The organism is Sphingobacterium sp. SYP-B4668 (genome assembly GCF_027627455.1).
In the GTDB taxonomy this organism is placed as follows: domain Bacteria; phylum Bacteroidota; class Bacteroidia; order Sphingobacteriales; family Sphingobacteriaceae; genus Sphingobacterium.
The window spans coordinates 5,134,967-5,160,116 of sequence record NZ_CP115483.1 but is presented as its reverse complement, the minus strand read 5'-3'; the positions used below and the strand labels follow the sequence as shown (position 1 = coordinate 5,160,116).

The 25,150-nt window shown below is 40.6% G+C and carries 24 protein-coding genes; 16 read left to right on the top strand and 8 right to left on the bottom strand.

Translation table 11 applies throughout. The annotated features are described in order from the left end of the window. Positions 1–21 precede the first annotated feature (21 nt). Positions 22–738: a pyridoxine 5'-phosphate synthase gene (locus OQ289_RS20990; protein WP_270088682.1), complete on the bottom strand. Its 717-nt coding sequence runs from the start codon at positions 736–738 to the stop codon at positions 22–24. A 201-nt stretch (positions 739–939) separates the two neighbouring features. Between OQ289_RS20990 and cdaA the strand changes: the two genes are divergently transcribed. Further along, positions 940–1,725 carry a diadenylate cyclase CdaA gene (gene cdaA / locus OQ289_RS20985; protein ID WP_270088681.1) on the top strand — a complete coding sequence of 262 codons (786 nt, stop codon included), beginning with the start codon at positions 940–942 and terminating at the stop codon, positions 1,723–1,725. Positions 1,726–1,763: 38 nt separating this feature from the next. On the opposite strand, the gene OQ289_RS20980 is transcribed toward cdaA, so the two are convergent. Beyond that, on the bottom strand, positions 1,764–2,687 hold the full coding sequence (locus tag OQ289_RS20980; protein WP_270088680.1) for a LysR family transcriptional regulator: 924 nt from the start codon (positions 2,685–2,687) through the stop codon (positions 1,764–1,766). An 89-nt stretch (positions 2,688–2,776) separates the two neighbouring features. Here OQ289_RS20980 and OQ289_RS20975 point away from each other — a divergent pair, with 89 nt between their 5' ends. Continuing rightward, positions 2,777–3,688 carry a DUF1338 domain-containing protein gene (locus tag OQ289_RS20975; RefSeq protein ID WP_270088679.1) on the top strand — a complete coding sequence of 304 codons (912 nt, stop codon included), beginning with the start codon at positions 2,777–2,779 and terminating at the stop codon, positions 3,686–3,688. A 22-nt stretch (positions 3,689–3,710) separates the two neighbouring features. Further along, on the top strand, positions 3,711–6,635 hold the full coding sequence (locus OQ289_RS20970) for an FAD-binding and (Fe-S)-binding domain-containing protein (protein WP_270088678.1): 2,925 nt from the start codon (positions 3,711–3,713) through the stop codon (positions 6,633–6,635). Between the two features lie 41 nt (positions 6,636–6,676). On the opposite strand, the gene OQ289_RS20965 is transcribed toward OQ289_RS20970, so the two are convergent. The 5 genes from OQ289_RS20965 to OQ289_RS20945 all read right to left on the bottom strand — a co-directional run bounded on the left by OQ289_RS20965 (position 6,677) and on the right by OQ289_RS20945 (position 11,476). Next, on the bottom strand, positions 6,677–7,513 hold the full coding sequence (locus tag OQ289_RS20965) for a DUF2911 domain-containing protein (protein ID WP_270088677.1): 837 nt from the start codon (positions 7,511–7,513) through the stop codon (positions 6,677–6,679). Between the two features lie 233 nt (positions 7,514–7,746). Further along, on the bottom strand, positions 7,747–9,021 hold the full coding sequence (locus tag OQ289_RS20960) for a sugar MFS transporter (protein ID WP_270088676.1): 1,275 nt from the start codon (positions 9,019–9,021) through the stop codon (positions 7,747–7,749). 299 nt (positions 9,022–9,320) lie between these two features. Beyond that, the gene (locus OQ289_RS20955; protein ID WP_270088675.1) at positions 9,321–9,749 is read right to left on the bottom strand and encodes a hotdog fold thioesterase; all 429 of its coding nucleotides are present in this window, start codon (positions 9,747–9,749) and stop codon (positions 9,321–9,323) included. After that, positions 9,742–10,263, bottom strand: coding sequence for a DinB family protein (locus OQ289_RS20950; protein WP_033565606.1), 522 nt, complete (start codon positions 10,261–10,263; stop codon positions 9,742–9,744). The genes OQ289_RS20955 and OQ289_RS20950 overlap by 8 nt, the downstream gene beginning before the upstream one ends. Further along, positions 10,244–11,476, bottom strand: a complete 1,233-nt coding sequence (locus OQ289_RS20945; protein WP_270088674.1) for a sensor histidine kinase — start codon at positions 11,474–11,476, stop codon at positions 10,244–10,246. The genes OQ289_RS20950 and OQ289_RS20945 overlap by 20 nt, the downstream gene beginning before the upstream one ends. Positions 11,477–11,616: 140 nt before the next feature. Here OQ289_RS20945 and gltX point away from each other — a divergent pair, with 140 nt between their 5' ends. Together gltX and OQ289_RS20935 are read left to right on the top strand one after the other, a co-directional pair. Then, positions 11,617–13,137 (top strand): glutamate--tRNA ligase, encoded by a 1,521-nt coding sequence (gene gltX, locus OQ289_RS20940; RefSeq protein ID WP_270088673.1) that lies wholly within the window; start codon positions 11,617–11,619, stop codon positions 13,135–13,137. 178 nt (positions 13,138–13,315) lie between these two features. Next, positions 13,316–14,164, top strand: coding sequence for a sugar phosphate isomerase/epimerase family protein (locus tag OQ289_RS20935; protein ID WP_270088672.1), 849 nt, complete (start codon positions 13,316–13,318; stop codon positions 14,162–14,164). Positions 14,165–14,232: 68 nt separating this feature from the next. Here OQ289_RS20935 and OQ289_RS20930 read toward each other — a convergent pair whose 3' ends face one another. Continuing rightward, positions 14,233–15,501, bottom strand: a complete 1,269-nt coding sequence (locus OQ289_RS20930; protein ID WP_270088671.1) for an NAD(P)/FAD-dependent oxidoreductase — start codon at positions 15,499–15,501, stop codon at positions 14,233–14,235. A gap of 122 nt (positions 15,502–15,623) precedes the next feature. On the opposite strand from OQ289_RS20930, the gene OQ289_RS20925 reads away from it, so the two are divergent. From OQ289_RS20925 to OQ289_RS20875, 11 genes are all read left to right on the top strand, one after another. Beyond that, on the top strand, positions 15,624–17,147 hold the full coding sequence (locus OQ289_RS20925; RefSeq protein WP_270088670.1) for an HAL/PAL/TAL family ammonia-lyase: 1,524 nt from the start codon (positions 15,624–15,626) through the stop codon (positions 17,145–17,147). Positions 17,148–17,157: 10 nt separating this feature from the next. Continuing rightward, a complete protein-coding gene (fabG, locus tag OQ289_RS20920; protein WP_270088669.1) occupies positions 17,158–17,889 on the top strand; it encodes a 3-oxoacyl-ACP reductase FabG in 732 nt (243 codons plus the stop codon). A 142-nt stretch (positions 17,890–18,031) separates the two neighbouring features. Continuing rightward, positions 18,032–19,258 carry a beta-ketoacyl-[acyl-carrier-protein] synthase family protein gene (locus OQ289_RS20915; RefSeq protein ID WP_270088668.1) on the top strand — a complete coding sequence of 409 codons (1,227 nt, stop codon included), beginning with the start codon at positions 18,032–18,034 and terminating at the stop codon, positions 19,256–19,258. Between the two features lie 4 nt (positions 19,259–19,262). Next, complete coding sequence (locus OQ289_RS20910; protein WP_033565598.1) at positions 19,263–19,514, top strand: acyl carrier protein; 252 nt, start codon at positions 19,263–19,265, stop codon at positions 19,512–19,514. Positions 19,515–19,718: 204 nt separating this feature from the next. Then, positions 19,719–20,408, top strand: a complete 690-nt coding sequence (locus tag OQ289_RS20905; protein ID WP_270088667.1) for a lysophospholipid acyltransferase family protein — start codon at positions 19,719–19,721, stop codon at positions 20,406–20,408. A 297-nt stretch (positions 20,409–20,705) separates the two neighbouring features. Further along, complete coding sequence (locus OQ289_RS20900) at positions 20,706–21,614, top strand: hypothetical protein (protein ID WP_270088666.1); 909 nt, start codon at positions 20,706–20,708, stop codon at positions 21,612–21,614. Between the two features lie 5 nt (positions 21,615–21,619). Then, positions 21,620–22,753 (top strand): beta-ketoacyl-ACP synthase III, encoded by a 1,134-nt coding sequence (locus OQ289_RS20895; protein ID WP_270088665.1) that lies wholly within the window; start codon positions 21,620–21,622, stop codon positions 22,751–22,753. Position 22,754: 1 nt separating this feature from the next. After that, entirely contained in the window at positions 22,755–23,195 is a 441-nt protein-coding gene (locus OQ289_RS20890; protein ID WP_270088664.1) for a hypothetical protein, read from the top strand. Positions 23,196–23,202: 7 nt separating this feature from the next. Further along, a complete protein-coding gene (locus tag OQ289_RS20885) occupies positions 23,203–23,658 on the top strand; it encodes a hypothetical protein (RefSeq protein WP_033565596.1) in 456 nt (151 codons plus the stop codon). A gap of 89 nt (positions 23,659–23,747) precedes the next feature. Then, positions 23,748–24,152, top strand: a complete 405-nt coding sequence (locus OQ289_RS20880) for a hypothetical protein (protein WP_270088663.1) — start codon at positions 23,748–23,750, stop codon at positions 24,150–24,152. Next, positions 24,152–25,147 (top strand): BtrH N-terminal domain-containing protein, encoded by a 996-nt coding sequence (locus OQ289_RS20875; protein ID WP_270088662.1) that lies wholly within the window; start codon positions 24,152–24,154, stop codon positions 25,145–25,147. Before OQ289_RS20880 ends, OQ289_RS20875 begins: the two co-directional genes overlap by 1 nt. The last annotated feature ends 3 nt before the right edge of the window (positions 25,148–25,150 follow it).

Sequence of the window (25,150 nt, the reverse complement as noted above, 5' to 3'; positions counted from 1 at the left end):
GCGATAGCGGATTAATAAGGGTTATTTAAGCGCATTTAGATACCTTTTTATCGTCTCTTCCAATCCCAGATAAAGTGCATCTGAAATCAGGGCATGACCTATGCTGACCTCCAATAAACCAGGTATGTGTTGATTAAAATAGGTTAGATTATTCAGGTCTAAGTCATGTCCGGCGTTAATCCCTAATCCAACCTCATTTGCTTTTTGGGCCGCCTTGAAATAGGGGTGTATAGCTATCTCGCGCTCATCTAAAAAAGCATTTGCATACGCTTCCGTATAGAGTTCGATGCGGTCCGTTCCTGTTGCTGCTGCAGCTTCTACCATCTCTACATCTGGATCGACAAATATAGATACCCGAATACCTTGATCTTTGAACATTTTGCATATATCCGTTAGATATTCTCGGTGTTTTATGGTGTCCCATCCGTGATTTGAGGTGATTTGACCTTCCTCGTCAGGTACAAGTGTGACCTGCGCAGGCTTGGTGGCTAGGACAAGTTCTACAAATTTTTTCTCTCTACAATTGCCTTCGATATTAAATTCTGTAGAGATTTCAGTCTTTAGATCATAGACATCTGCATAACGAATATGTCTTTCGTCTGGTCGCGGATGCACAGTGATGCCTTGGGCACCAAATCGTTCACAAGCCAACGCTGCTGCAAGAACGTTGGGGTTATTGCCCCCTCGAGAATTACGAAGGGTAGCGATTTTATTGATATTTACGGATAATCTAGTCATTCCAAATATGATTAACATTAAGCATATACAAACATAAAGATAAAGTGATGACTTGACGTCTTTTTTTACGAAATGATGTCCTCTATTGATGAGTGCCTACAGTCTTGAGAATTATTTTAAGGAATATCCACCGTTGTTTGTAATTCGCCAATAGCGGATTATCAAAGTTTTTTTTAACTTGCAACATATACAGATTAGCGAATGGATTCAAGTTTCTTAAGTGGCTTTAGATTATTAGACATAGTGGACATCTTTTTGGTGGCTATTATTATTTATTACGTCTATAGCCTTATTCGAGGAACCATTGCTGTTAATATTTTAATTGGAGTTGCTCTTTTCTATGGCATATATCTGATTGTGAAGCAGATGGAGATGCGTCTTTTGACGGAGATTTTCGGAGGTTTTATTTCTGTTGGATCTATCGCTTTGATTGTCGTTTTCCAGCAGGAGATTCGAAGATTTTTGCTTCATGTCGGTAAGAATATATCTATGAGGAGAAAGAAATATCTTTGGTCTTTTTTGGGTAATAGGAAGGCAGTCGCACAGGAAAATACAGAATTTTTGAAGCCAATCATAGATGCCTGCCGTAGTATGGCCAAATCTCGTACCGGAGCTTTGTTGGTGTTTGCCAAGTATTTTGATGAAGAATACTATCAGAGTAGCGGAGAGTTGATTGATGCACATATATCTAAAAGATTAATTGAAAGTATTTTTAATAAGAATAGTCCCTTACATGATGGAGCCGTCGTCATCGTGGACAATAAGATTATGTCTGCAAGCTGTGTATTGCCCTTGTCTGATAGTGAGGATCTTCCGCTTCAATTTGGCCTTCGGCACCGTGCTGCTATCGGTGTGACCGAGATTAGTGATGCCGTTGCGGTAGTGGTATCCGAAGAGACAGGTGAAATGTCCTTCGCTAAAGACGGAAATGTCAATATGAATATCACTCATGAAGAGCTTGAGGAGCTTTTGAAAGCCGAACTCTAATCTTCTTTTCATTTTTCTACACGTTTTTCTTTGCCTTTTTAAGTTGCAGGTGTTAACATGGTGACATGTTGGGCAATTGTACTCAAGAATCTTTCAATTTGTAGTTGATCTTGATTCTTTTTCCATACAGCAAAGATTTGTGTACGATGTGTAATGTCCTTTAATTCTACTGTCTCGACTCGCTCTGTCGCGGATTTGGCCAGCGAAGTAGGGACTATCGAGATACCCATACCACAGGCCACTAGTGTAAAAATAGTTGGTCCATGTATAGCTTGATGTGTGATTTTAGGGCTAAATCCCGCGGCAGCACACATGTTCACAATCTGTTGAAAGTAAAAATCACTTTTTGTATTGGGAAATAAAATGAAATCTTCACTTTGGAGACGTCGAAAATCGATAAAGCCTTTCCGCGACTCTGGATGACCTTTTGGAAGTACTAATGTAAATGTTTCTTTAAGAACTGGCATTAACTCCATGTTTTGCCCAATTTGATTGGATCTCATAAAGCCAATGTCTAAATCACCATTTTCCAATGCCTCCAATTGTGCTAGATTATTCATTTCTTCCAATCTCATGCGGATACTGGGAAATGAATGATGAAAATGCTGGATAACAGTAGGCAAAAAGGAAGACATAGCAGAGGCTACAAAGCCGACCCTCAATTCTCCTTGTAGACCTTCTCTTAGTAAAGAAAGTGTATCCATGCTGCGATCTACTTGGGTGATAATTTTAGTCGCTTCTCTGTACAATTGTTGCCCCCATTCGCTCAATGAAATCTTCTTTTTAAACCGATCAAATAAGGGAGAGCCTAGTTGTCGTTCCATTAATTTTATTTGTTGGCTCAAAGCTGATTGGGAGATACGCAATTTTCCCGCAGCATGTCCATAATGTAGTTCCTCTGCAAGCATCTTGAAATACCTAAGTTGACGGAGTTCTATTTGGTTAGTTTTACTTATCATCATTTAAGATTTATTAATCAATACTAATCATAAAAAAGGGTAAATTCGAGTAAAGAAGCAGGATAAAATTAGTTAAAATAATAACCTTGATTATGAAATTTGAGAAAAACACAGCTTTGGATTTTGTCTTGAATGATTTGTTTGAACACTATCGCCAACATGTTGTCGCAGTTGATCGCATTACCAGTGCTCTTTTAGAAGCAGGGGTCGTGGCGTCCCAAGCTGATATTGTCAATGATCATATAGCCTTTCGTACGTTAGGGGTAGCACATATGGGAATTGCGTCGTTTGAAAAGATTTTTCTGGCACATGGATATCGGAAGATGGACCATTATCATTTTGCCGCCAAGAAGCTAAATGCCTATTGGTTTAAACCTCCGAGCCCCAATTACCCAAGAATTTTTGTGTCCGAGTTAATTGTGTCCGAATTAAGTGATGCAGCCAAAGGAGTCATACACAGATATACAGATGCAATTGTCGCCGATCCTGTTGATTCATTGAATCTAGGAGACGGTCAGCAGATTGCCGATTTCCTACAACGACCGCTATGGGAGTTGCCAACCTCGCAGGATTATAACAAGCTCTTAGAAGAGAGCGAATACGCGGCTTGGGTCATTTTTAATCGCTATTATTTGAATCATTATACCATTAGTATTCATGAATTGAAAGAAGGTTACAATACATTGGAAGAATTTAACGCGTTTGTGGAAGGGTTGGGGATTAAGCTCAATACCGCTGGAGGAAAGATTAAGACTAGTGGCGATCGGTTGTTAAGGCAGTCCAGCACGGTGTCCGCATGGAATAATGCCCTCTTTGCAGATGGGATTACACTGCAAATAGCAGGAAGTTACGTAGAATTTGCAGAGCGAAGTGTGTTGCCCGAATTTCGAAATATCCCGAAAAGTCAGCTTTCACCACAGCAACGTAGAGATGGATTTGAAGCGGATAATGCGGATAAAATCTTTGAAAGTACGTATACGGCCCAGATTAAAGATAAAGGATAAACAGTCGAAATCAGACAAAGGTATGGAGGAAAAGCTAATAGAATTGGCAAAAAAATTGGAAGGAGAGTTGTATTGGGATGACAAAATCAAGATTTTGTATGCTACCGATGCATCAGCTTATCGAGAGATCCCGTTGGCTGTTGCATATCCGAAGACTGAAGCGGATATACAATGTCTGATTCAATTTGCGAAAAATGCCAATACCTCCTTAATCCCCAGGACCGCAGGAACCTCACTGGCAGGTCAAGTAGTGGGTGCAGGTGTTGTTGTAGATGTATCCAAATATTTCACAGCTATATTGGAGATTGACGAAGCTGCCTCTTGGGTCCGCGTACAGCCAGGCGTAATCCGAGATGAGCTTAATATGGCTCTCAAGCCTTACCAACTTTATTTTGGCCCAGAGACATCCACAGCCAATCGGGCTATGATAGGCGGCATGGTAGGCAACAATTCCTGTGGCTCTAATTCGCTGATTTATGGTAGCACTAGGGAGCATATCATAGAAATCAAAGGCTTTTTGAGTGATGGTTCAGAAGTAGTATTCAACGCATTGACTTTTGATGAATTTGTAGCAAAGAGTGAACTAAATACATTAGAAGGGAGAATATATCATCAAATTAAAACCCTGTTAAGTAATTACGAGAACCAACTAGAAATACGCCGAGAATTCCCAAAGAAAAGCATCCCTCGACGTAATACAGGTTACGCCATCGACTTGCTCCTAGATACAGATCCTTTCACAGCTGGTGAAGTGCCTTTTAATTTTTGTACACTGATAGCCGGTTCCGAGGGTACATTGGCTTTTATTACGGAAATCAAGCTTCACGTAGTCCCTCTACCTACAAAGCCAAGAGCATTACTAGGAATTCATTTCCTTAGCCTCGAGGAAGCATTAAATGCTAATCTGATTGCACTAAAATACAAACCCTTAAGTTGCGAACTTATCGATCATTATATTTTGGAGTGTACTAAGAATAACTTGGAACAACAACAGAATCGTTTTTTTATTGAAGGTGAGCCAAAAGCGATTTTGCTCGTTGAGTTAGATGGGAATGATGAGCATGCCATTTTGCAGAAGGTACATGCTATTGAAGAAGAGCTGAGAACCATAGGGTTGGGATATTATTTTCCCATTATATTTGGTCAAGATATGCAACGAGTTTGGGCACTACGTAAAGCAGGGTTGGGCTTGCTGAGTAATCTACCTGGTGATGAAAAGGCCGTAGCTGTCATAGAAGATACCGCTGTAGATGTGCAAGATTTGCCCGCATATATTCAAGAATTCAATGATATACTGGCAAAATATGGGCTTTATGCCGTGCACTACGCGCATGCAGCTACGGGAGAGCTGCATCTGCGTCCTATATTAAACCTTAAAACAGTTGAAGGCACTGCACTTTTCCGTACTGTAGCCAAAGATATTGCAAGACTTGTTAAGAAATACAGGGGGTCGCTCAGTGGTGAGCATGGCGATGGGCGTCTAAGAGGAGAATTCATCTCTTATATGATTGGCGGGCACAATTATGCCTTATTGAAGCAGATTAAAGACCTGTGGGATCCCCATCATATTTTTAATCCCAATAAGATTGTGGATACTCCTGCGATGAATAGTATGCTTCGGTACGACCCAAGTCATAAGGTGAAAAAAGTACAATCGGTATTTAGATATCCTGGACAAGATATTTTACAGCATGTGGAGCAGTGTAATGGGTCGGGGGATTGCCGTAAGACTCATCTAGGGGGCGGTACGATGTGTCCTTCGTATATGGTTACCCGTAGCGAACAGGATACGACACGTGCACGGGCGAATATGTTAAGGGAGATGTTGACATATTCAGACCAAGAAAATCCCTACGATTATGAAGAGCTCAAGGAAATCATGGATCTCTGCTTGAGTTGTAAAGGCTGTAAGAACGAATGTCCTTCTAGTGTGGACATGGCCAAGCTTAAGGCTGATTTTATGCAAGGCTATCATGATGCCAACCGGATTCCGCTACGGACCAGAATGATTGCCCATATTGACCAAGTATCGAGGATAGGGGCAGTATTGCCTGCACTTTACAATTGGAGTGTCTCTAATCCTGTGATGAGCCAATTAATAAAACGAGGCATGGGAATTGCATCCCTCAGGTCGCTTCCGACTATCGGTCGTCAGTCCCTGAGGCGTTGGTTTCTTTCGCGAGAAAAACCGAATGCTTCGCTTCTTAATCGGGGCACGATTTACTTTTTTTGTGATGAATTTACCAATTATAATGACGTTGAGATTGGGAAGAAAGCGATTTTGCTTTTAGAAGGACTTCGTTATCAGGTATTGTTAGTGCGTCATGTCCAGAGTGGTCGAGCGCTTTTATCAAAGGGCTTTCTTAGAAAGGCGAAGAGAATAGCAGAGGAGCAAGTTCAGACCTTCAAGAATCGGATTTCCGCCGAAACCCCTTTGTTAGGACTCGAGCCTTCCGCTATTTTAACCTTTAGAGATGAGTATGTAGACCTCGTGGACGAATCGATGGTGGAAGATGCTCGGCATATTGCTAAACATGCTTTGTTGATTGATGAATTTTTGGCCAATGAAATGGAGAATGGAAAAATTGAAAAAGAGGAATTTTCAACGGCTGAGATGTCAATCAAGCTACATGGACATTGTCAGCAAAAAGCTTGGAAGGTTGTGAATGCTTCCGAACGGATATTAAGCTTTCCAGAACATTATAAGGTCGATTCTATTCCTTCGGGATGCTGTGGTATGGCGGGCTCATTCGGTTATGAGAAAGAGCATTATGATATGTCAATGCAAATTGGGGCATTGGTTTTATTTCCAGCGGTGCAAGCAACATCCGCTGAAGAGCTTATTGCAGCGACAGGTACAAGTTGCCGTCATCAAATCTATGATGGGACCAAGAAAAGGGCTTTGCATCCAGTAGAGATTCTATATGATGCCCTTTTAAACAAATAAAGCCCCAAGTAGGGCTTTATTTGTAAATAAAAGCTCAGCTTTTATTTTTTGGCGTTGTTCAACGCATTTGTATTTAATTTAATATATTCTTCGTTACTACTCTTTTTCGCCATCTCAAGGCCTTCCTGTGCAGCTTGTTGGGCTGCTTTTTTGTCTCCAGATTTCAATAAAATCTGAGATTTCCAGTATTTTATCCAAGGGGCTTCTGTATTTCCTTTATCGGCCTCAATGACCCACTCTGTGGCTTTCTTGATGTCTAGATTATTGTTGAAATAATATTGTGCTGCTTGGAAATAAGGTTTTTTATCACCTTGCATGGCTTGGTCGATAGAGGCTAAGATTTCTTTAGATTGGTCTACATTGATGTCAAATTTAACCGCTATTTTCTCCCAGGCGATAGTGACAGTGCTAGATTTGGTGGTCACGTTATCAAAGCTGATTGTGAAGGTCTCTACCTTACTGGATAGGGCAGTTGGCTTGACCGTAAAGCGTACAGCATCCTCTTCTTGTTTGTAGGTGTACGAACCCCATTGCTGACTGTTTTTACTTAAAATGATTGTCCATTCGTTTTTATTGGGAATGGTAAGTAATCCGTAGGTTCCAGCAGGCACTTTTTTTCCGGCAATGGTCACCTCTTCTTCAAAGGTAAAAGAAGACACGGTATTCGCTCCTGTACGCCATACTTTGCCGTAGGGAACCAATTCTCCAAAGACAACTCTTCCATTGGTATTCGGACGGCTATACTTCAAGGTAACGTTGCGAATCCCTACGGCTTGTTTTACCTCAGTAGCGCTACTCGCTTGAGGCAATTTGACTTGTGCTTGTACACCAAGGGAAAGCGTCGAAGCAAGGATAATTGTTAAAATAGATTTTTTCATCTGTTTTATTATTTGTTTTTATTTTTCTACCTATTAATCATACTAACATTAGATGACCTAGTTGTCGTTGGTCGCATAACTATATATGTGCCTAATTTAGGGTTTTTGTTTCAACACACAAAAGACTTATGTAGCACATTGTTGTTTACATCCAAATAACTGTAGGAAGAGGGATATAAAAAAAGGCAAATATAAATTTTATACTTGCCTTTTTTTATGTTATATATTTTCGGCTAGCTCTTCGCTTTTCCGGCTTTATGTCCAGCTACTGCATAATATAATATAAACAGGTAACATGGCAGAGCAATCCAATAAGCTTGGTGTGAGCCAATTAGGCCTGATAATTTTCCGTATAAAAGAGGTATAATAGCACCCCCAGCGATACCCATAACCAATAAGCCTGATACAGCATTGGTAAACTTACCTACACCTTTAAGCGCAAGTGGCCATATCGCAGGCCATACCAACGAATTTGCCAATCCAAGTAAAGCAACGAATGTTAAAGAAACCATTCCGCTGGTAAATACGATTCCCAGAGAGAAAAGCAGACCAAATATTGCACAAAATTTAAGTGCATTTTCTTGGGACATATATTTAGGAATAGCTACTATACCGATAAGATAACCCAGTACCATCGCGCCCATAGTAAACGAGGTAAAGAACTTGGCTGTACCTAATGCTATTCCTTGGGATGTTCCATAAGCAATAATACTGTCTCCAGCTAATACCTCAACACCCACATACATGAAGAGTGCGACAAAGCCCAAGATAACGTGTGGGAAGTCGAATACACTCTTTTTGCCGTCAGAGACATGGTGATGATCTGCAGTCTCTTCTTCATCTCCTTGAGCTTCAGGTAAATTAGAACGAGAGATCCATATCGAAAGAATCAATAAAACAACCACAATACCGATATATGGATTGACGACCTGAAGAGCGACTTGGTCTAGAGCAGCTGCATGTTGCTCAGGAGTCATACTGTCCATTTGTTTGGTTACCTGGTCGGCTTGTTCCAGATTAAGGAACATTCCTAGGATAATAGGGGCAAGTGCACCTGCAAATTTATTACAGATACCCATGATGCTGATTCGACGAGCGGCTGTCTCAACAGGGCCAATAATCGTGATATAAGGATTGGATGCCGTTTGAAGAATAGCCAATCCGCCTCCCATCACAAATAGGCCAATCAAAAAGATAGCATAGGTACGCATATAGGCAGCTGGAATGAAAAGTAATGCCCCCACTGCCATGATACCAAGGGCAATAGACATTCCTTTTTTGAAGCCAAATTTGTTAAGCACGCGTGTAGAAACAGGTGCCATTACTAAGTACGCAATGTAAAATGCAAATGTGACCAAGTAAGACTGAAACTCTGTTAATTCACATGCTATTTTTAAGTAAGGAATAAGAAGTGAGTTCAGCCACGTAGCAAAACCGAAAATAAAGAAAAGCGAGCCAATGATAATCATTGGTCCCAAGGTAGATTGTTGAGTTTTTTGTGGTTCCATGTTTAGGATTATAGATTATTTGTTTGTTGGTAAAATTCTTAAATACAAGACTACTGAAATAATTTCATTTTTGAAATGCAAATGCTTATGCAAACGATTGTTGAATAGTCTTTTTAAAAAATCATCTAATATTAATAAAAATTTTATGATTTACAGTATATTATATTAAGGATTTTACAAAAATAAGAGCGCGTCTACGTTGGGCGTAGACGCGCTCAAAAACTAAACCGTATCCAAAACCATTTGAATGGTTTCTATGACTATTAGACAAAGGTGCGGTTAAAAAGTTTTGTAACAAATTACCTTTTAGGAATGATTGCGACAGTAAGCCGCGAAACACAAACCAACTGGTTGATGCCATTTTTAATCTTAATGTCCCATACGTGTGTTGTCGCCCCGAGATGTAAGGGAGTACATGTCGCAGTCACAAGACCATCGGAAGCTGATTTTACGTGATTTGCGTTGATATCTAATCCCACTCCCATGTATTTGTCGGTATCGATGATCATATTGGACGCCACGCTCCCTACAGATTCTGCCAGTACTACGGAAGCTCCGCCATGCAAAATGCCAAAAGGTTGCTTTGTTTTGTCATTCACCGGCATAGTGGCTACCAACAAATCAGTTCCAATCTCCGTAGCCTGAATATCCAGATATCCAGTCATATATTTTGCGAAAATGGAATTGACTTCTTCTAACGTGTAAGGTTTGTGCCAGATGTTATTCATTATCAGGATTTAGATAACGTTCTTGAATAATAAATTTATGGTGATTCAAATGTCCGGCGACGATGTATACAAATGCTCTTACACTGATTAGTCTATCGGATGCCATCCCTTTTCGGGTGAGTTCGGTCTCGTTAAACGTTTGAAAAAGCAAAAGATTAGACTTTCTTAAATACTTGAATTCCTCTGTGATACTTTCCATAGTTCGCTCATTGTGACGTGCATTTTGCACAAATTCTTCTTGTTCGAAGGCGGGTAATGAGGTCATGTCATTGCGGGCAAATCGTAATGCACGGTAAGACATGACACGCTCGGCATCAAGGATATGGCAAAGAACTTCTTTGATTGTCCATTTGTCTTCTGCATATTTATAGAGTTCTTTCTCTTTTGGAATGGATGCTACAAATTCGGGAAATGCTGTTAATTGATCTTCCAAAACTTCCATCACATCTCCAACGATAGTCTCGATGTAATCTGCATAGATGGCTGGATACTCGTCAGATTTGAGTGGGTTCATATCTTAAATTGCTTTTTAATACTATTCTAAATGTTGTTCCTTTACCTATTTCAGACTCTTTGACAAAAATATGCCCTTGATGATAGTCTACCATCCGCTTGGTCAAGCTAAGACCGAGTCCCCACCCCCTCTTTCTAGTCGTAAAGCCAGGTTGAAAGACGGTGTCAAAATTTGACTTTGGGATTCCTTTCCCTGTATCGCTAATGTCTATAAAAAATTCTTCTTTTGCAATGTTTTCTGAAATGTTAACAGTAATTGTCCCTTCCGATTCGATTGCATTAACTGCATTTTTTAATAAATTTTCCAATATCCAGTCAAATAATGGAGCATTTAAATTGGCTTCCACGTGTTTGTCTCCTGTTAATATAAACGTAATTTTATCACTGGTCCTTACCCTGAAATAGTTTACAAAATCTTGAACAACCTGATAGACATTGTAATTGGATAAGGAAGGAGTGGAACCTATTTTTGAAAAACGGTCAGCTACAATTTCCAATCGTTTGACATCTCTTTCCATTTCGTTCAAAATGTTGTCATCTTCAGCATCAAATCTCATCCGAACTAATTCAAGCCAGCCCATGAGAGAGGATATGGGGGTGCCCAGTTGATGGGCAGCCTCTTTCGCCATCCCCACCCAAACAAGATTCTGTTCAGACTTTTTGATTGAGTTGAATACAGTATAGGCGATAATTAGGAAGATTGCAATTACCGAGAGTTGGATGTATGGGAAGATGCGCAATTGGATAAGTTCGTCAGAATCCCTATAAAAGACAAACCACTTATCTCCAGAGTCGAGATTGATGACAATTGGTGGATGACTTCTTTTCATCTCTTTTAAAGCAGTCTCAAAATATTGGGGGTCATAGATAGGCGTATTAGCTGCGACAGAGTCTTGGTCAGTATGTTTGATATTTGTTTTCGTAGAGTCCAAGTCACGCCAGAAGATAATATTATCCTTTTCATCCGTGATAATGGCAGGCAACGCTAGGCTATCTCTGACGGCATAGATAAATGTGATAAACTCGTCATCCACATCCGGCATTGTAATAATGCTTTTTGTGCTCATAGCCCACACCTCTGCCTTTGTTCTTTCTGAGGATGATAGATTTTTGACCAAATTATTGGTGTAAAATAAGGAAGCTCCCGCAATGATTGCGGCAAAAATCAGCAATACGAATTTCCAGCGTTGTTTGTTGTACCGATAAGGGTTCATGTACTATATTTTGCAATGTAATGATGCAAAATAGCTAAAATCCATGAGTTGTATACTGAGATGGATGATTTAAATGCATCTTGGGCAGTTGTACGTCACGAAGATGTCGCAAATCGAAAATTTTATGGTAATTTTGCGACATGAGTTCTCAAAAAAGAGTTAGGGTGCGTTTCGCGCCAAGTCCTACAGGTGGACTACATTTAGGAGGTGTACGCACAGCCTTGTTTAACTATCTATTTGCACGTCATCATCAAGGTGATTTTATTTTAAGAATCGAAGATACGGATCAGACACGTTTTGTGCCAGGGGCCGAAGAGTATATAAATGAATGTCTAAACTGGTGTGGCATTACCCCAGACGAAAGCCCACAGAATGAGGGCGCCTATGGACCTTATCGCCAAAGCGAGCGGAAAGCGTCCTATCGGCAGTATGCAGAGGAGCTCATTGAAAAAGGATATGCTTACTATGCATTCGATACTCCTGAAGAGCTAGAAGAAGAACGCAAATTGCAACCCAACTTCAGGTATAGTCATGAAAATCGATTAAATCTCCGAAACTCTTTGAGTCTACCTCCCGAAGAAACCGAAAAATTGTTGGCTGAAGGTCGTCCCTATACGATACGTATTAAGATGCCTGCAGAAGAGACCGTGTCATTTGAAGACATGATTCGTGGACGTGTGAGTTTTGAGTCAGGTCTTGTCGACGATAAGGTGCTTTTGAAAGCAGATGGCATGCCGACCTATCATTTGGCCGTTGTCGTCGATGATAAAGCGATGGACATCAGTCATATCTTTAGAGGAGAAGAGTGGTTACCGTCTGCCCCCGTGCATGTGTTGCTTTGGGAGTATTTAGGTTGGAATGATCAGATGCCTAAATGGGCCCATTTGCCATTGATATTAAAGCCTGATGGCAATGGTAAGCTTAGTAAGCGGGATGGAGACCGGCTAGGGTTTCCGGTATATGCAATGAATTGGACGGATCCTAAGACAGGCGATTTGACCAAAGGATTTAGGGAGATGGGGTTCATGTCAGAAGCATTTGTAAATATGTTGGGAGTGTTGGGATGGAATGATGGTACTGAACAGGAATTATTCTCGTTGTCAGAATTGATTGAGAAATTCGATGTTTCACGTGTTAATAAATCTGGAGCTAAGTTTGATTTTGAAAAAGCGAAATGGTTCAATCATGAGTGGATTAAGAAATCTGATAATGCTGAATTGTTGCCGCAATTGAAGGATATATTGCAAGCTCATACGGTCAGTGATGTTCCTGAAGGGTATTTAAATAATGTGTTTTCTTCAGTCAAAGAGCGTTTGACGTTTGTTGAGGATTTTTGGGCACAGGCCTCATTTTTCTTTGTGGCTCCCGACAACTTTGATATAGAAGCAGTCAAGCCTAAGTGGAATGAGCAAAAGGAGTCCTTCTTTAAAGAGGTAATAGATTTGTTCAAGCAACAGCCTGATTGGAAAGCAACTGTATTGGAGGTTGTTTTCAAAGAGAAGATTGCAAATTCTGGGTTAAAAATGGGCGAGCTGATGATGCCCTATAGAATTATGTTGGTCGGCGGTAAATTTGGTCCAGATGTTTTTCAAATTACAGAACTCTTAGGTCAAGACGAGGTAATCCGCAGAATAGAAAAGGCTTTGCCTTTATTTAGATAAATATTGACGAGTATATTTTTGAGCCTGTTTGGAAATTATTATGTTTCCAGATAGGCTTTTTTTTGTAAAATTTTCGTGAGTGCCTTAAATATTCATCCGTCACAACTCTTCTTTGCGCCTTAGATTCGTTAGTTTTGATGTGTCAACTCATACCAATACGAAACAAAAATAAATTACGATGAGAATATTCAAATTAATTACCTGTCTGTTTGTTTTACTGACGGTCATGGTGTCCACTACTTATGGTCAGCGAAAGTCTTCGAAATATCCCGAGAACAAGTTGCATTGGAAGTTGGGTTCGCAAGCCTATACATTTAGGTTGTTTACCTTTGCACAGGCTTTGGATAAAATCGATAGCTGTGACCTTCGATATGTAGAAGCTTTTCCAGGGCAGACTATAGGTGCTGGTATAGAAGGAAAGATGGATTACAGCATGTCCGATGCGAGTAAGAAAGCTGTTAAAGCACTATTAAAAAAGAAAAATATCACCCTGCACGCATATGGAGTAGTCTCTGGCAAGGATGCTGCAGAATGGGAAAAGATATTTGCATTCGCAAAGTCAATGGGTGTTGCCGTTATCAACTGTGAGCCCAAGGAGGCTGATCTGAACGTTGTTTCCCAGTTGTGTGACAAGTATGATATCAAAGCTGCAATCCATAATCACCCCAATCCTTCTTTTTATTGGAATCCAGACAAAGTATTGGAATTGCTAAAAGGTAAAAGTGCAAAAATGGGTGCTGCTGCAGATGTTGGTCATTGGGCTAGATCCGGTCTCAACCCTGTGGAGTCCTTGAAAAAATTAGAAGGTCGAGTATTTCATATACACTTTAAAGACCTAAATACTTTTGGGGATAAAAGTGCTCATGATGTACATTGGGGTACAGGTGTCATCGAGATGGAAAAAATTATACAAGAGTTGAAAAGACAGAAATTTACGGGAATGATTTCAGCGGAGTATGAATATAACTGGCAGAATAATAAAGAAGACGTAAAAGAAAGCGTTGTGAACCTTAGAAAAGCCCTCTAATGTGAATATATTTCTATTCAAAGAAGGGCATAAACTCGTTGATATGACCTTCTTTGAATAGGAAAATCTTAAAGATTATCCTCCTTGATATAGTCCATAAGTTCTTTATTGTTATTGATCATATAAGCCATGTTACGAATGACACGATCGTGCTTTTTGACAAAAGAGTTTTCTTGATTCCAGACATAACCGGCTAAGACTGCACATATCTTTCGTTTGACATCGGGATTCTCTGGCTGATGAAAAAACAAGGTTTGTAGATTTCCAGTATACCATTCCTTCACATAGGTGGTGAATACTGCTATACCATCTTTCATATAATCTGAATATTCGCGTTCCCAATCAATGACTTCACCTCGTAGCTGACGTAGCGCCAACTTCGCAGATAGAATACCTGATTCGGTGGCAAAACATACGCCTGAAGAAAATACCGGGTCCAAAAATTCAGAACTATTTCCAGTAAGCGTGTAGCCTTCGCCATACATCTTTTTCACAGCAGCTGAATAGTTGGTCAATTTTTTTGGCTGAAATACGAAAGGCAAGTTGCCAAACCGATTGATATAGAATTCAGACAGTTGAATTGCTTTTTGAAGCGCCTCTGCTGTGTCACTATGGTCGGATAGAGAGTTGATGAATGCAGTCGGCCCTACGATACCTACACTGGTGTTTCCATTGGAGAATGGAATCACCCAAAGCCACACGTCTGTCTGCAGAATATCAAATGAAATCTGTGTGCCCTCAACCCCCTCAGGTCTGTTGACATCTAACACATGTGTGAATATAGCCGAATGTGGACTGAGTTGGGATGGCTCATCCAGTTCCAGTAAGCGAGGAAGTACTCGGCCATATCCGCTTGCGTCTATTAAGAATTTAGCTTTTATTTGCTTCAGTTCTCCATTTTTCATCCTTACAGTGGTGGTTGAGTTCACTCCTTCAAAAGCAGTTGCTACTACCTCCGATTCAAATTCGATATCTACACCTTTTCTTATCAGTTCTTGAGTGCCGACGTAATCAAATTCGGCTCGGGGTATTTGCCACGTCCAATCCCAGCCTTCGCCAAATTTATTGCTAAAATCGAACATACAGATTTCCTCCCCACGAATAAATCGTGCTCCAAATTTCTTTTCGAATCCTTGACTATCGAGTGCATCCAAAAGACCTCCCTCGGCATAGTGATCCATCACGCGTGGGATTAGGCTCTCGCCCACTACAATTCTAGGGAACAAGGTTTTTTCGATAACCTTGATTTTTACGTTATTCTTGTGAAGATACCCCGCCGCAACACTCCCTGAAGGCCCTGCTCCAATGATTAACACCTCTACTTCCTCAATTGTCATGATGGTATAATATTTATTAAAAAAAAGCTAAATTTGGAGAAAATTAGCCCAGCTAAATTAAACACATTAAAACGAATAAAAAAGAAATCTAAATCTTATTTTGGATTAACTTAAATAACTACATGAGACATATTGAGGAGCGCTTAAGACTTGAGGATTTTTATGCTGTGCTATTTAACAATGATACAATTGAAATTAGTCAGGAAGCAAGAATACGTGTAGAAGAAAGTTTCAATTTTCTGAAAGAATTTGCTGAAAATAAGGTCATTTATGGTGTCAATACCGGATTTGGTCCCATGGCTCAATATCGTATAGATGATGCTGACCGTCAACAGCTGCAATATAACTTGATTCGAAGTCATGCTTCTGGGACAGGTGAGCCTTTGTGCCCACTTTTTGTCAAATCGGCAGTACTTGCCCGTTTGAACACCCTTTCAATTGGATATTCCGGGGTACATCCTTCTACTATTGAATTGATGCGTGAGCTTATTAATCGAGATATCACACCGTTGATTTTTGCACATGGGGGGGTAGGAGCTAGCGGCGATTTGGTACAACTGGCACACTTAGCACTTGTATTGATAGGTGAGGGAGAAGTATTTTATAAAGGTAAACGCTGTCCAACCCATGAGGCTTTTACTGCAGAAGGCCTTTCGCCAATAAAGATTGAAGTACGTGAGGGGCTTTCGCTAATTAATGGTACCTCTGTGATGACGGGAATAGGTATTGCCAATGTATTAAGAGCACGTAAATTATTAGATTGTGCAATTAGGGCGACCTGTGCAATCAATGAGCTGGTTCGTTCTTATGACGACCACTATTCTGAGCCGTTGAATAATGTAAAGTTGCATACTGGACAACGTAATGTAGCCGCATCTATGCGAAGTATATTGGCAAGTAGCAAGCGTACGCGCAAGCGTGAAGAGCATCTTTACACAGGTGATAACCAAGAACGAGTATTCAAAGAAAAAGTTCAAGAATACTATTCGCTACGCTGCGTCCCTCAGATTTTGGGACCGGTGATGGATACGTTGGATGGAGTCGCGTCTATTTTAGAAGACGAAGTAAACTCTGTTAGTGACAACCCTGTTGTGGATGTCGCGAATAAGCATGTCTATCATGGAGGGAATTTCCACGGAGACTATATTTCGTTGGAAATGGATAAACTTAAGATTGTAGTTACCAAACTGACAATGTTAGCCGAGCGCCAACTTAATTATTTGCTGAATTCGCGCATCAATGAATTTCTGCCGCCTTTTGTTAATTTGGGCCAGTTAGGTTTTAATTTCGGGATGCAGGGAGTGCAATTCACCGCGACATCGACGACTGCCGAGAGTCAGACCTTATCCAATCCGATGTATGTGCATAGTATTCCCAATAATAATGATAATCAGGATATTGTAAGTATGGGGACAAATGCTGCCGTACTTGCTAGCCGAGTGGTGGAGAATGCCTTTGAAGTATTGGCTATTGAATGGATTACCATTGCTCAAGCTGTGGACTATCTGGGGTGTCAAGCCGAAGTTTCGGAATCTACGTCAAAGATATATGATAGTATTCGCCAAATCATCCCAGTGTTTAAGGATGACCAAGTGATGTATCCATATGTACAACAAGTTAAGGATTATTTAATGAAAATGGACTAATTTTTTGCAAATGAAGTGTGCATTGGTAACAGGAGGATCTAGAGGTATCGGTAAGGCAATCTGTAAAAAGTTGGCCGAGGAGCAGGATTATCATATCCTCATCAATTTTCAATCAAATGAAGCTGCGGCTTTGGAAACCTTGGATGAGGTCAAAGGTCTAGGTGCTACAGGCGAAATCCTGAAATTTGATGTCTCTGATCCTGACGAAGTCCAGCGTGTATTGACGGATTGGACGACTAAAAATAGGGAATATACCGTCGAAGTGATTGTCAACAATGCTGGTATCACTAGAGATGGCTTGTTCATGTGGATGAAATGGGAAGATTGGAAATCCGTACTTGATATTAGCATCGATGGGTTTTACAATGTAACCAACTTCTTTATGCAAAAGATGTTGCGTAATCGCTACGGTAGGATTATTAATGTAGTCTCCCTATCCGGTATGAAGGGGACTGCAGGGCAGGTCAATTATTCAGCAGCTAAAGGTGCTGTAGTAGCTGCAACAAAGGCATTGGCTCAAGAAGTGGCAAAGCGCAATATCACAGTCAACGCTGTAGCACCGGGGTTCATCAAAACCGATATGACCAAGGAGCTTGATGAGCAAGAATTGCTCAAGATTATACCAGTCAATCGTTTTGGAGAAGCAGAAGAGGTGGCCGACTTAGTGGTGTTTCTGTCCTCAAAAAAAGCCTCCTACATTACAGGGGAGGTTATTAACATCAATGGGGGAATATATTCGTAAGAAGCTCCTTGGTGTGTGGAGGTGGTACACGCAATAGATAAGAGATAATAATCGGATGAAACCGAGATGTAAATAATATGGATATACGGGGTAATTATTATTTGCTCGAGCGCTCATCTACCATTGAAAAGAAAATAATCGGATGAAAAGAAGAGTTGTTATTACAGGAATGGGTATTTATTCTTGCTTAGGTACCTCTATCGAGGAAGTTAAGCAGTCGCTGTATGAAGGCAAATCAGGCATTGTATACGATGACGAACGTAAGCAATTCGGTTTTCGTTGTGCACTGACAGGAACAGTGCCCACCCCTGACCTTAAACACCTTCTTGGACGTAGACAACGGATTTCCATCGGTGAAGAAACTGAGTATGCTTTTATGGCTACCGTAGAGGCACTAAAGAATGCTGGTCTCTCCGAAGCGGTGTTGGAACAACGAGAAGTAGGAATCTTATACGGCAATGACAGTGTCTCCAGAGCAATTATTGAAGCCACTGACATTGTGCGGGACAAAAAAGATACTTCACTGATTGGTTCGGGTGCTATTTTCAAATCCATGAATTCTACCGTTACCATGAATCTCTCTACGATTTTTAAATTGAGAGGCGTTAATATGACCATAAGCGCTGCCTGTGCGAGTGGTTCTCACTCAATTGGTCTAGGATTGATGATGATTCAAGGTGGGCTACAGGATATGGTTATCTGTGGAGGGGCGCAAGAAATCAATAAGTATGCAATGGCAAGTTTCGACGGTTTAGGGGTATTTTCTCATCAAGAGGGAGCACCAGCTTTAGCTTCGCGTCCATTTGATGCTGCCCGTGACGGATTAGTACCTAGTGGGGGAGCTGCCACTCTTGTGCTCGAAAGCTTGGACTCGGCATTAGAGCGAGGAGCACCTATTGTCGCAGAGGTGTTGAGTTACGGGTTCTCTTCAAATGGTGGACATATATCGACGCCTAATGTAGCAGGCCCCGCCCTCGCAATGACTCGTGCTTTGCAAGCCGCAGATCTGCAAGCGTCACAAATTGAGTACATCAATGCCCATGCGACTTCTACTCCCATCGGTGATGCAAACGAGGCTAAAGCGATACACGAAGTCTTCGGAGAGAGCAGGCCCTATGTGAGTTCAACCAAGTCGATGACGGGGCACGAATGTTGGATGGCAGGTGCCAGTGAAATTGTATATTCGACTATTATGATGCAAAATTCATTCATCGCACCGAATATTAATTTTGAGAATCCTGATGAGGATTCGACTCGATTAAATATTGTAAAAAGCACAATAAATAAGGAATTTGATTTATATTTGTCTAATTCTTTCGGATTTGGTGGTACAAATTCGGCTTTGATTGTAAAAAAATATTATAGATAACGAAATGAGTCGCGATAAGATCTTTGAGCATTTAAATGAAATTTTGGTTGAGGAGTTTGAAATCGACCGAGAGACCATTGCTCCTGAAAAAAATCTTAAAGAAACATTGGATTTGGATAGTTTGGACTATGTAGATTTGGTCGTTATTATTGAGTCAAATTTCGGGGTGAAACTTGTCGAGCAAGATTTTGCGGGCATGGAGACTTTCCAAGACTTCTATGATGTTATTGAAAAAAAGATAGAAGCAAATAAATAGCAGCTTATAATGGTGAGTCAATGGGACGGCAAGTCGAAAGGGACCCTATTAGGCTATAAAATTTTTGTAAATTGTATTAAGACTTTTGGAATTAGGGCCAGTTATCTCGTGCTGATTTTTGTGTCGTTTTACTACTTTTTATTTTCACCTAAAAGCAATAGATCCCTATTTTATTATTTACACAAGCGCCTCCAATTCTCTTGGATGCAATCTTTTTTTGGCTTATATCGAAGTTATTTCACCTTTGGAAAAACATTGATTGATAAAGTGGCTATCACGTCCGGATTGCGCAATCGATATTCTTATGAATTTGACGGTATTGATATCTTAAAGCAATTATTGGCCGAAAAGAAAGGTGGAATCCTCATTAGCGCACACGTAGGTAATTTTGAAGTTGCCGAACACTTTTTCGAAGATATTAACCTAGAATGCCAGATTAATCTCGTGACGGCTGATTTGGAAGAAACGGCTATTAGTGAATATTTAAAGCAAGTATCACAACAGTCTAATGTCAAGTTTATTAAGATTAAGGATGACATGTCCCATATATTCGAGATCAGCAATGCACTCTCCAATAATGAGTTGATTTGTTTTACAGGAGATCGCTATTTTGAGGAGAATAAATTGTTATCAGAGCAGCTTTTAGGAGAGGACGCTCTTTTTCCAGCGGGACCATTTATGATTGCGTCGAGACTAGGCGTACCCGTCGTATTTGTGTATGTGATGAAGGAACCTCGTCTCCACTATCACCTCTACGCCCGTAGGGCGGAAGTGAAGCATAGGGACGCACAATCTCTGCTCAACAGCTATTGCCAAAGCCTCGAAAAAGTAGTGAAGCGATATCCTTATCAATGGTATAATTTTTTTGATTTCTGGAAGAAGCTCAATGCTTGACTATGAAACTATCTTGATTTTTTTGGCTCACATAATGGATGAATAAATAAATGGCTTTAGCTCTCTTGAATATCGTTTATAACATTTACATTAGTGAAAACCGAGTTTGCGAGCTCATGGAATAAATCTGATAGCATTACCTTCTTGATAGTGTAAATTATTATGAAATACGCCTAGAGTATATACAGCCCACGTACAAATGGCTGCGAAGCAGCATGAATAGCAGCTAAGACAAAAATAGGGTCATAATTTATTTTGGACATTCCATATGACCCATAAAGAACAAATTAAATGCATATGAAAAATGTACTTGTTGTATATTATTCACAATCTGGACAACTAAAAGAAGTGAGTCAACGTATTGCTTTACCATTTGACCAATCCACAGACGTGCATGTCCAATACCTAGAGATTAAACCTAAGAAGGTGTATCCTTTCCCTTGGCCAAAGGAAGCTTTTTTTGAGGTGTTTCCTGAGTCGTTTAGACAAGTTCCCGTCGATATTGAAGAGCCATCTCCGGAGATTATGAATACCAAGTTCGATTTGGTGCTGCTATTTTACCAAGTTTGGTACTTGTCTCCCTCGATACCTGTTACATCTTTTTTAAAAAGTGACTATGCTAAGAAGATATTACATAATACGAATGTTGTAACGATTAGTGGAAGTCGTAATATGTGGGTAATGGCACAAGAGAAAGTTAAGATACTGCTTAAAAGCCATTCGGCTAATCTTGTGGGAAATATTGCTCTTGTCGATCGTCATATTAATTTGGTCAGCGTAATCACCATTGTGGATTGGATGTTCACGGGTTTGAAGCGGAAAGTTTACGGAATTTTACCTTTACCCGGTATTTCCGATGAGGAAATAAAGGAAAGTATTAAATTTGGCAAGATTATAGTATCACATTTGAGAAATGGGGAGCTCGGTTCCCTACAACGAGAGCTTGTTACTAACAAGGCCGTCGAGATTAGACATTTTTTGGTCTCGATGGATAAAAAGGCAAATCGGATGTTCAAGATATGGTCAGGAATCATCGCAAATAAGCAGGGACAGGCCAGAAAAAAATGGCTGATAGGTTTCAATTATTACCTGTTTTTTGCCATTTGGTTTTTGTCACCGTTGGTTCATTTGATACATACGATATTCTTGCCCATTACATATTTTAAAATAAAAAGAGAGAAAGCTTATTTTCAGGGGGTTGATTAGTTTATATGTCTGCAGTTTATATTACAAGAGTCGCTAAATATTTGCCAAATTCACCCATTTCTAATGATGAAATGGAAGATTTTTTAGGCAGGGTTGATGAGAAGGCCTCAAAGGCAAGAAGGTTGATATTGCGCAATAACGGTATCAAGAATAGATATTACGCCTTGGACAAATCTGGGAGAGCAACGCATTCCAATGCTGATTTGACATCGCTGGCGATTGAAAAATTGTTTAATGACGAGTTTACAGCACACGATGTTGAAGTACTCTCCTGCGGGACATCCACCCCGGACCACTTATTACCCTCGCATGCGGCTATGGTCCATGGATTATTGGGCAATCGATCAGTCGAGCTCAACTCCTCCAGCGGTGTCTGTTGCTCGGGGATGAATGCGCTCAAATATGGATACCTCTCCGTAAAATCAGGTAATTCCGAAAATGCGATATGTACCGGATCCGAACGCGTGTCAACATGGATGCAGGCGAATAAATTTGAAAGAGAGATCGAAAATTTGAAAGAATTGAACGAGCAACCCATTGTCGCATTCAAGAAAGATTTTTTGAGGTGGATGTTGTCGGACGGAGCCGCCGCTTTTTTATTGGAAAATCGTCGTAGGGGGGAGATATCCCTTAAGATTGAATGGATGGAAGCTTTTTCTTATGCACATCAACTGGAAGCCTGTATGTATGCTGGCGGAGATAAGTTGGTGGATGGCACCCTGAAACCATGGAGTGACTACACGGCCGAAGAGTGGCTTGAGCAATCTGTTTTTGCGCTTAAGCAAGATGTGAAGATATTAGATAAAAATATCTTGGAAAAAGGTGTGGAGAGTATGAAAGCAGCCATGGAGAAGCACTCCATCGGTCCAGATGATGTAGATTATCTATTACCACACGTTTCCTCCCACTATTTTATAGATGGACTTTATCAAAAGTTCTCCGAAGCTGGGATTGCCATCGAAAAGCATAAATGGTTTACCAATTTGGCCAATGTAGGCAATGTCGGATCAGCCTCTATCTACCTCATGTTGGAAGAATTAATGAATGCGGGAAACTTGAAAAAGGGCGAACGAATACTATTATCTGTCCCCGAAAGCGGGCGTTTTTCTTATGCGTATGCGTACTTAACCGTTTGTTGATATGGCGATATTATCCATGCCTGTACTCGACCCGAAGATAGTGGAGCAGCTAATTCCGCAGAGAAAGCCAATCGTCATGGTGGATAGTCTATTGGGCTATCAGGAGGACAGTGTTATCGCAGGACTTATCATATCGAACAATTCTATTTTTGTAAAAGATGCTTATTTTCAGGAATGTGGAGTGATAGAGCATATGGCCCAATCTGTAGCCTTATTCACGGGCTATCAATATTTTTTGAAGGACCAACCTGCTCCTATGGGATACATTGGAGCCATCAAGCAGTTGGCTATCACTCGTCTTCCAAGAGTAGGGGAACAGATGGTGACAACCGCCACTATCCTCCATGAAATTATGGGAGTCACTTTAGTGGATGTTGTGACAAAAATAGAAGACGAAATCATAGCCTTTGGTCAAATGAAAACTGTAATTGCAAACTCGTAAAATAGAAATGGAGTCGCCTCAATATAACGCTGTTGAAATAAATAATTACCTGCCACATCGCGCTCCTATGCTCTTTGTAGATATTTTGGTAGATATACATCCCGAGCGCGTCAGCAGTACATTTGTGGTTAAGATGGATACGCTTTTTGTGCAAAACGGTCGATTACAGGAAATTGGTGTTATTGAAAATGCAGCTCAGACATGCTCGTCAGTCCTTGGTCAGACATATTTTCAAGATGGCAATGTCGATGCCAAGGTCATAGGATTCATCAGTGCCATTAAATATGTCAAGATATATAGCCTACCTCAGGTCGGCGATGAAATCTTTACCCAAGCCGAATTGATTCATCAATTTGAGAGCTCTGCTTATCAGATATGCACATTGAGTACCAAGACTCTGCTAGCCGGTACTGTTATTGCAGAAGCTGAAATTAATTTGTTTCTACAAAAACAAGAAGAATAGCGTTTTATAATTTTGGACAATGGTTGACAGCCGAAATATGGATAGCATACAACGATATACCAATTCTGTGGAGTACTAACACCAAGCATATGAAAAAATCAGAGGTCCCTCAAGATAAAAGCAACCTATCAGAGCATAGTATAAAGGAAATCTGTTACGCAGTAGATGATAGTGGAAACTACGGTACAGCACTAAGCTCTGGTTGGGAGGCGAAGACCATTGTTCAGAAGCAGACAATAGATTCAATCAATCAACGGATTGAAGAGGCCCGGCAAAAAGTACGACAGGGAGAAGCAAGCCCCATCTTGTACTTTATGGAATTGCACAAGATGGATTGGCAGATTTTGTCCAGCTATGTTGGTATGTGGCAATGGCGGGTCAAGCGACATATACGTCCAGATGTTTTTAAGAAAATGAATTGCAAATTATTAAATCGATATGCAGAAGCATTCGATATCACCATAGAAGAATTACAAAATTATAAGGGAGAATAATGCAGCTGAATTTTACGCACCACCAAACAGCCCATTGCGAAAATGGAGTAGCTTCTAATCTGCTGCGAGACAAGGGCTATGATATCAGTGAGCCGATGGTCTTCGGGTTGGGGTCTGGGCTTTTCTTTGTATACCTTCCTTTTTTAAAGGTCAATCATGCTCCAGCAATCAGCTATCGACCCATGCCAGGTTGGATTTTTAACCGCATGAGCAAACGCTTGAATATTAAAATCAAGCGGGTGAAGTTTTCGGACAAAGGTAAAGCGAAAGAAGCCCTAGAGGCCAACCTTCTACAGCAGATACCCACAGGACTGCAGGTGAGTGTATACTATTTGAATTACTTTCCAGATGAATATCGCTTTCATTTCAATGCACATAATCTGGTCATCTATGGACAGGAGGGTGAAGAATTCCTAGTTAGCGATCCAGTTATGGAACAGGTTACACGATTACATGCCCGTGATTTGGAAAAAGCACGTTTTGCAAAAGGCGTATTGGCTCCCAAAGGACATCTTTACTATCCGACTCATATTCCCGAAAAGCTGGATTTGGAACCAGCTATCCGAAAAGCCATTAGACAGACTTGTCGTGATATGCTAGCGCCAGTGCCCATCGTTGGCGTCAAAGGCATACGAATGGTGGCGCGTCACCTTGTGAAGTGGCCAAAGAAGCATGGTGTAAGAAAGGCAAATCATTATCTAGCGCAGATGGTTAGGATGCAGGAAGAAATTGGGACGGGGGGTGGAGGTTTCCGATTTATATATGCGGCATTCCTACAAGAGGCAGCAGAGGTTTTAAATCATGAGACCATGCGTACTTTCTCAAAGGAAATGACAGACATCGGTGATTTATGGCGCGATTTTGCACTATGTGCTTCACGAGTATACAAGAAGCGTAGTAATCAGGACGATGTCTATCAGGTGCTCTCGCAGCAACTGTTGCACATAGCAGACCTAGAAGAAGATTTTTTCAAGAGACTTAAGAAAGCAATATAAGAG

Coding starts and splice junctions, on each gene's coding strand:
- OQ289_RS20930 (WP_270088671.1), bottom strand. CDS start 15,501: ATGACAATTGAGGAAGTAGAGGTGTTAATCATTGGAGCAGGGCCTTCA.
- OQ289_RS20955 (WP_270088675.1), bottom strand. CDS start 9,749: ATGAATAACATCTGGCACAAACCTTACACGTTAGAAGAAGTCAATTCC.
- gltX (WP_270088673.1), top strand. CDS start 11,617: ATGAGTTCTCAAAAAAGAGTTAGGGTGCGTTTCGCGCCAAGTCCTACA.
- OQ289_RS20950 (WP_033565606.1), bottom strand. CDS start 10,263: ATGAACCCACTCAAATCTGACGAGTATCCAGCCATCTATGCAGATTAC.
- OQ289_RS20905 (WP_270088667.1), top strand. CDS start 19,719: ATGCAATCTTTTTTTGGCTTATATCGAAGTTATTTCACCTTTGGAAAA.
- OQ289_RS20975 (WP_270088679.1), top strand. CDS start 2,777: ATGAAATTTGAGAAAAACACAGCTTTGGATTTTGTCTTGAATGATTTG.
- OQ289_RS20890 (WP_270088664.1), top strand. CDS start 22,755: ATGGCGATATTATCCATGCCTGTACTCGACCCGAAGATAGTGGAGCAG.
- OQ289_RS20945 (WP_270088674.1), bottom strand. CDS start 11,476: ATGAACCCTTATCGGTACAACAAACAACGCTGGAAATTCGTATTGCTG.
- OQ289_RS20935 (WP_270088672.1), top strand. CDS start 13,316: ATGAGAATATTCAAATTAATTACCTGTCTGTTTGTTTTACTGACGGTC.
- OQ289_RS20915 (WP_270088668.1), top strand. CDS start 18,032: ATGAAAAGAAGAGTTGTTATTACAGGAATGGGTATTTATTCTTGCTTA.
- OQ289_RS20910 (WP_033565598.1), top strand. CDS start 19,263: ATGAGTCGCGATAAGATCTTTGAGCATTTAAATGAAATTTTGGTTGAG.
- OQ289_RS20885 (WP_033565596.1), top strand. CDS start 23,203: ATGGAGTCGCCTCAATATAACGCTGTTGAAATAAATAATTACCTGCCA.
- OQ289_RS20990 (WP_270088682.1), bottom strand. CDS start 738: ATGACTAGATTATCCGTAAATATCAATAAAATCGCTACCCTTCGTAAT.
- OQ289_RS20875 (WP_270088662.1), top strand. CDS start 24,152: ATGCAGCTGAATTTTACGCACCACCAAACAGCCCATTGCGAAAATGGA.
- OQ289_RS20960 (WP_270088676.1), bottom strand. CDS start 9,021: ATGGAACCACAAAAAACTCAACAATCTACCTTGGGACCAATGATTATC.
- cdaA (WP_270088681.1), top strand. CDS start 940: ATGGATTCAAGTTTCTTAAGTGGCTTTAGATTATTAGACATAGTGGAC.
- OQ289_RS20980 (WP_270088680.1), bottom strand. CDS start 2,687: ATGATGATAAGTAAAACTAACCAAATAGAACTCCGTCAACTTAGGTAT.
- OQ289_RS20895 (WP_270088665.1), top strand. CDS start 21,620: ATGTCTGCAGTTTATATTACAAGAGTCGCTAAATATTTGCCAAATTCA.
- OQ289_RS20970 (WP_270088678.1), top strand. CDS start 3,711: ATGGAGGAAAAGCTAATAGAATTGGCAAAAAAATTGGAAGGAGAGTTG.
- OQ289_RS20925 (WP_270088670.1), top strand. CDS start 15,624: ATGAGACATATTGAGGAGCGCTTAAGACTTGAGGATTTTTATGCTGTG.
- OQ289_RS20880 (WP_270088663.1), top strand. CDS start 23,748: ATGAAAAAATCAGAGGTCCCTCAAGATAAAAGCAACCTATCAGAGCAT.
- OQ289_RS20965 (WP_270088677.1), bottom strand. CDS start 7,513: ATGAAAAAATCTATTTTAACAATTATCCTTGCTTCGACGCTTTCCCTT.
- OQ289_RS20900 (WP_270088666.1), top strand. CDS start 20,706: ATGAAAAATGTACTTGTTGTATATTATTCACAATCTGGACAACTAAAA.
- fabG (WP_270088669.1), top strand. CDS start 17,158: ATGAAGTGTGCATTGGTAACAGGAGGATCTAGAGGTATCGGTAAGGCA.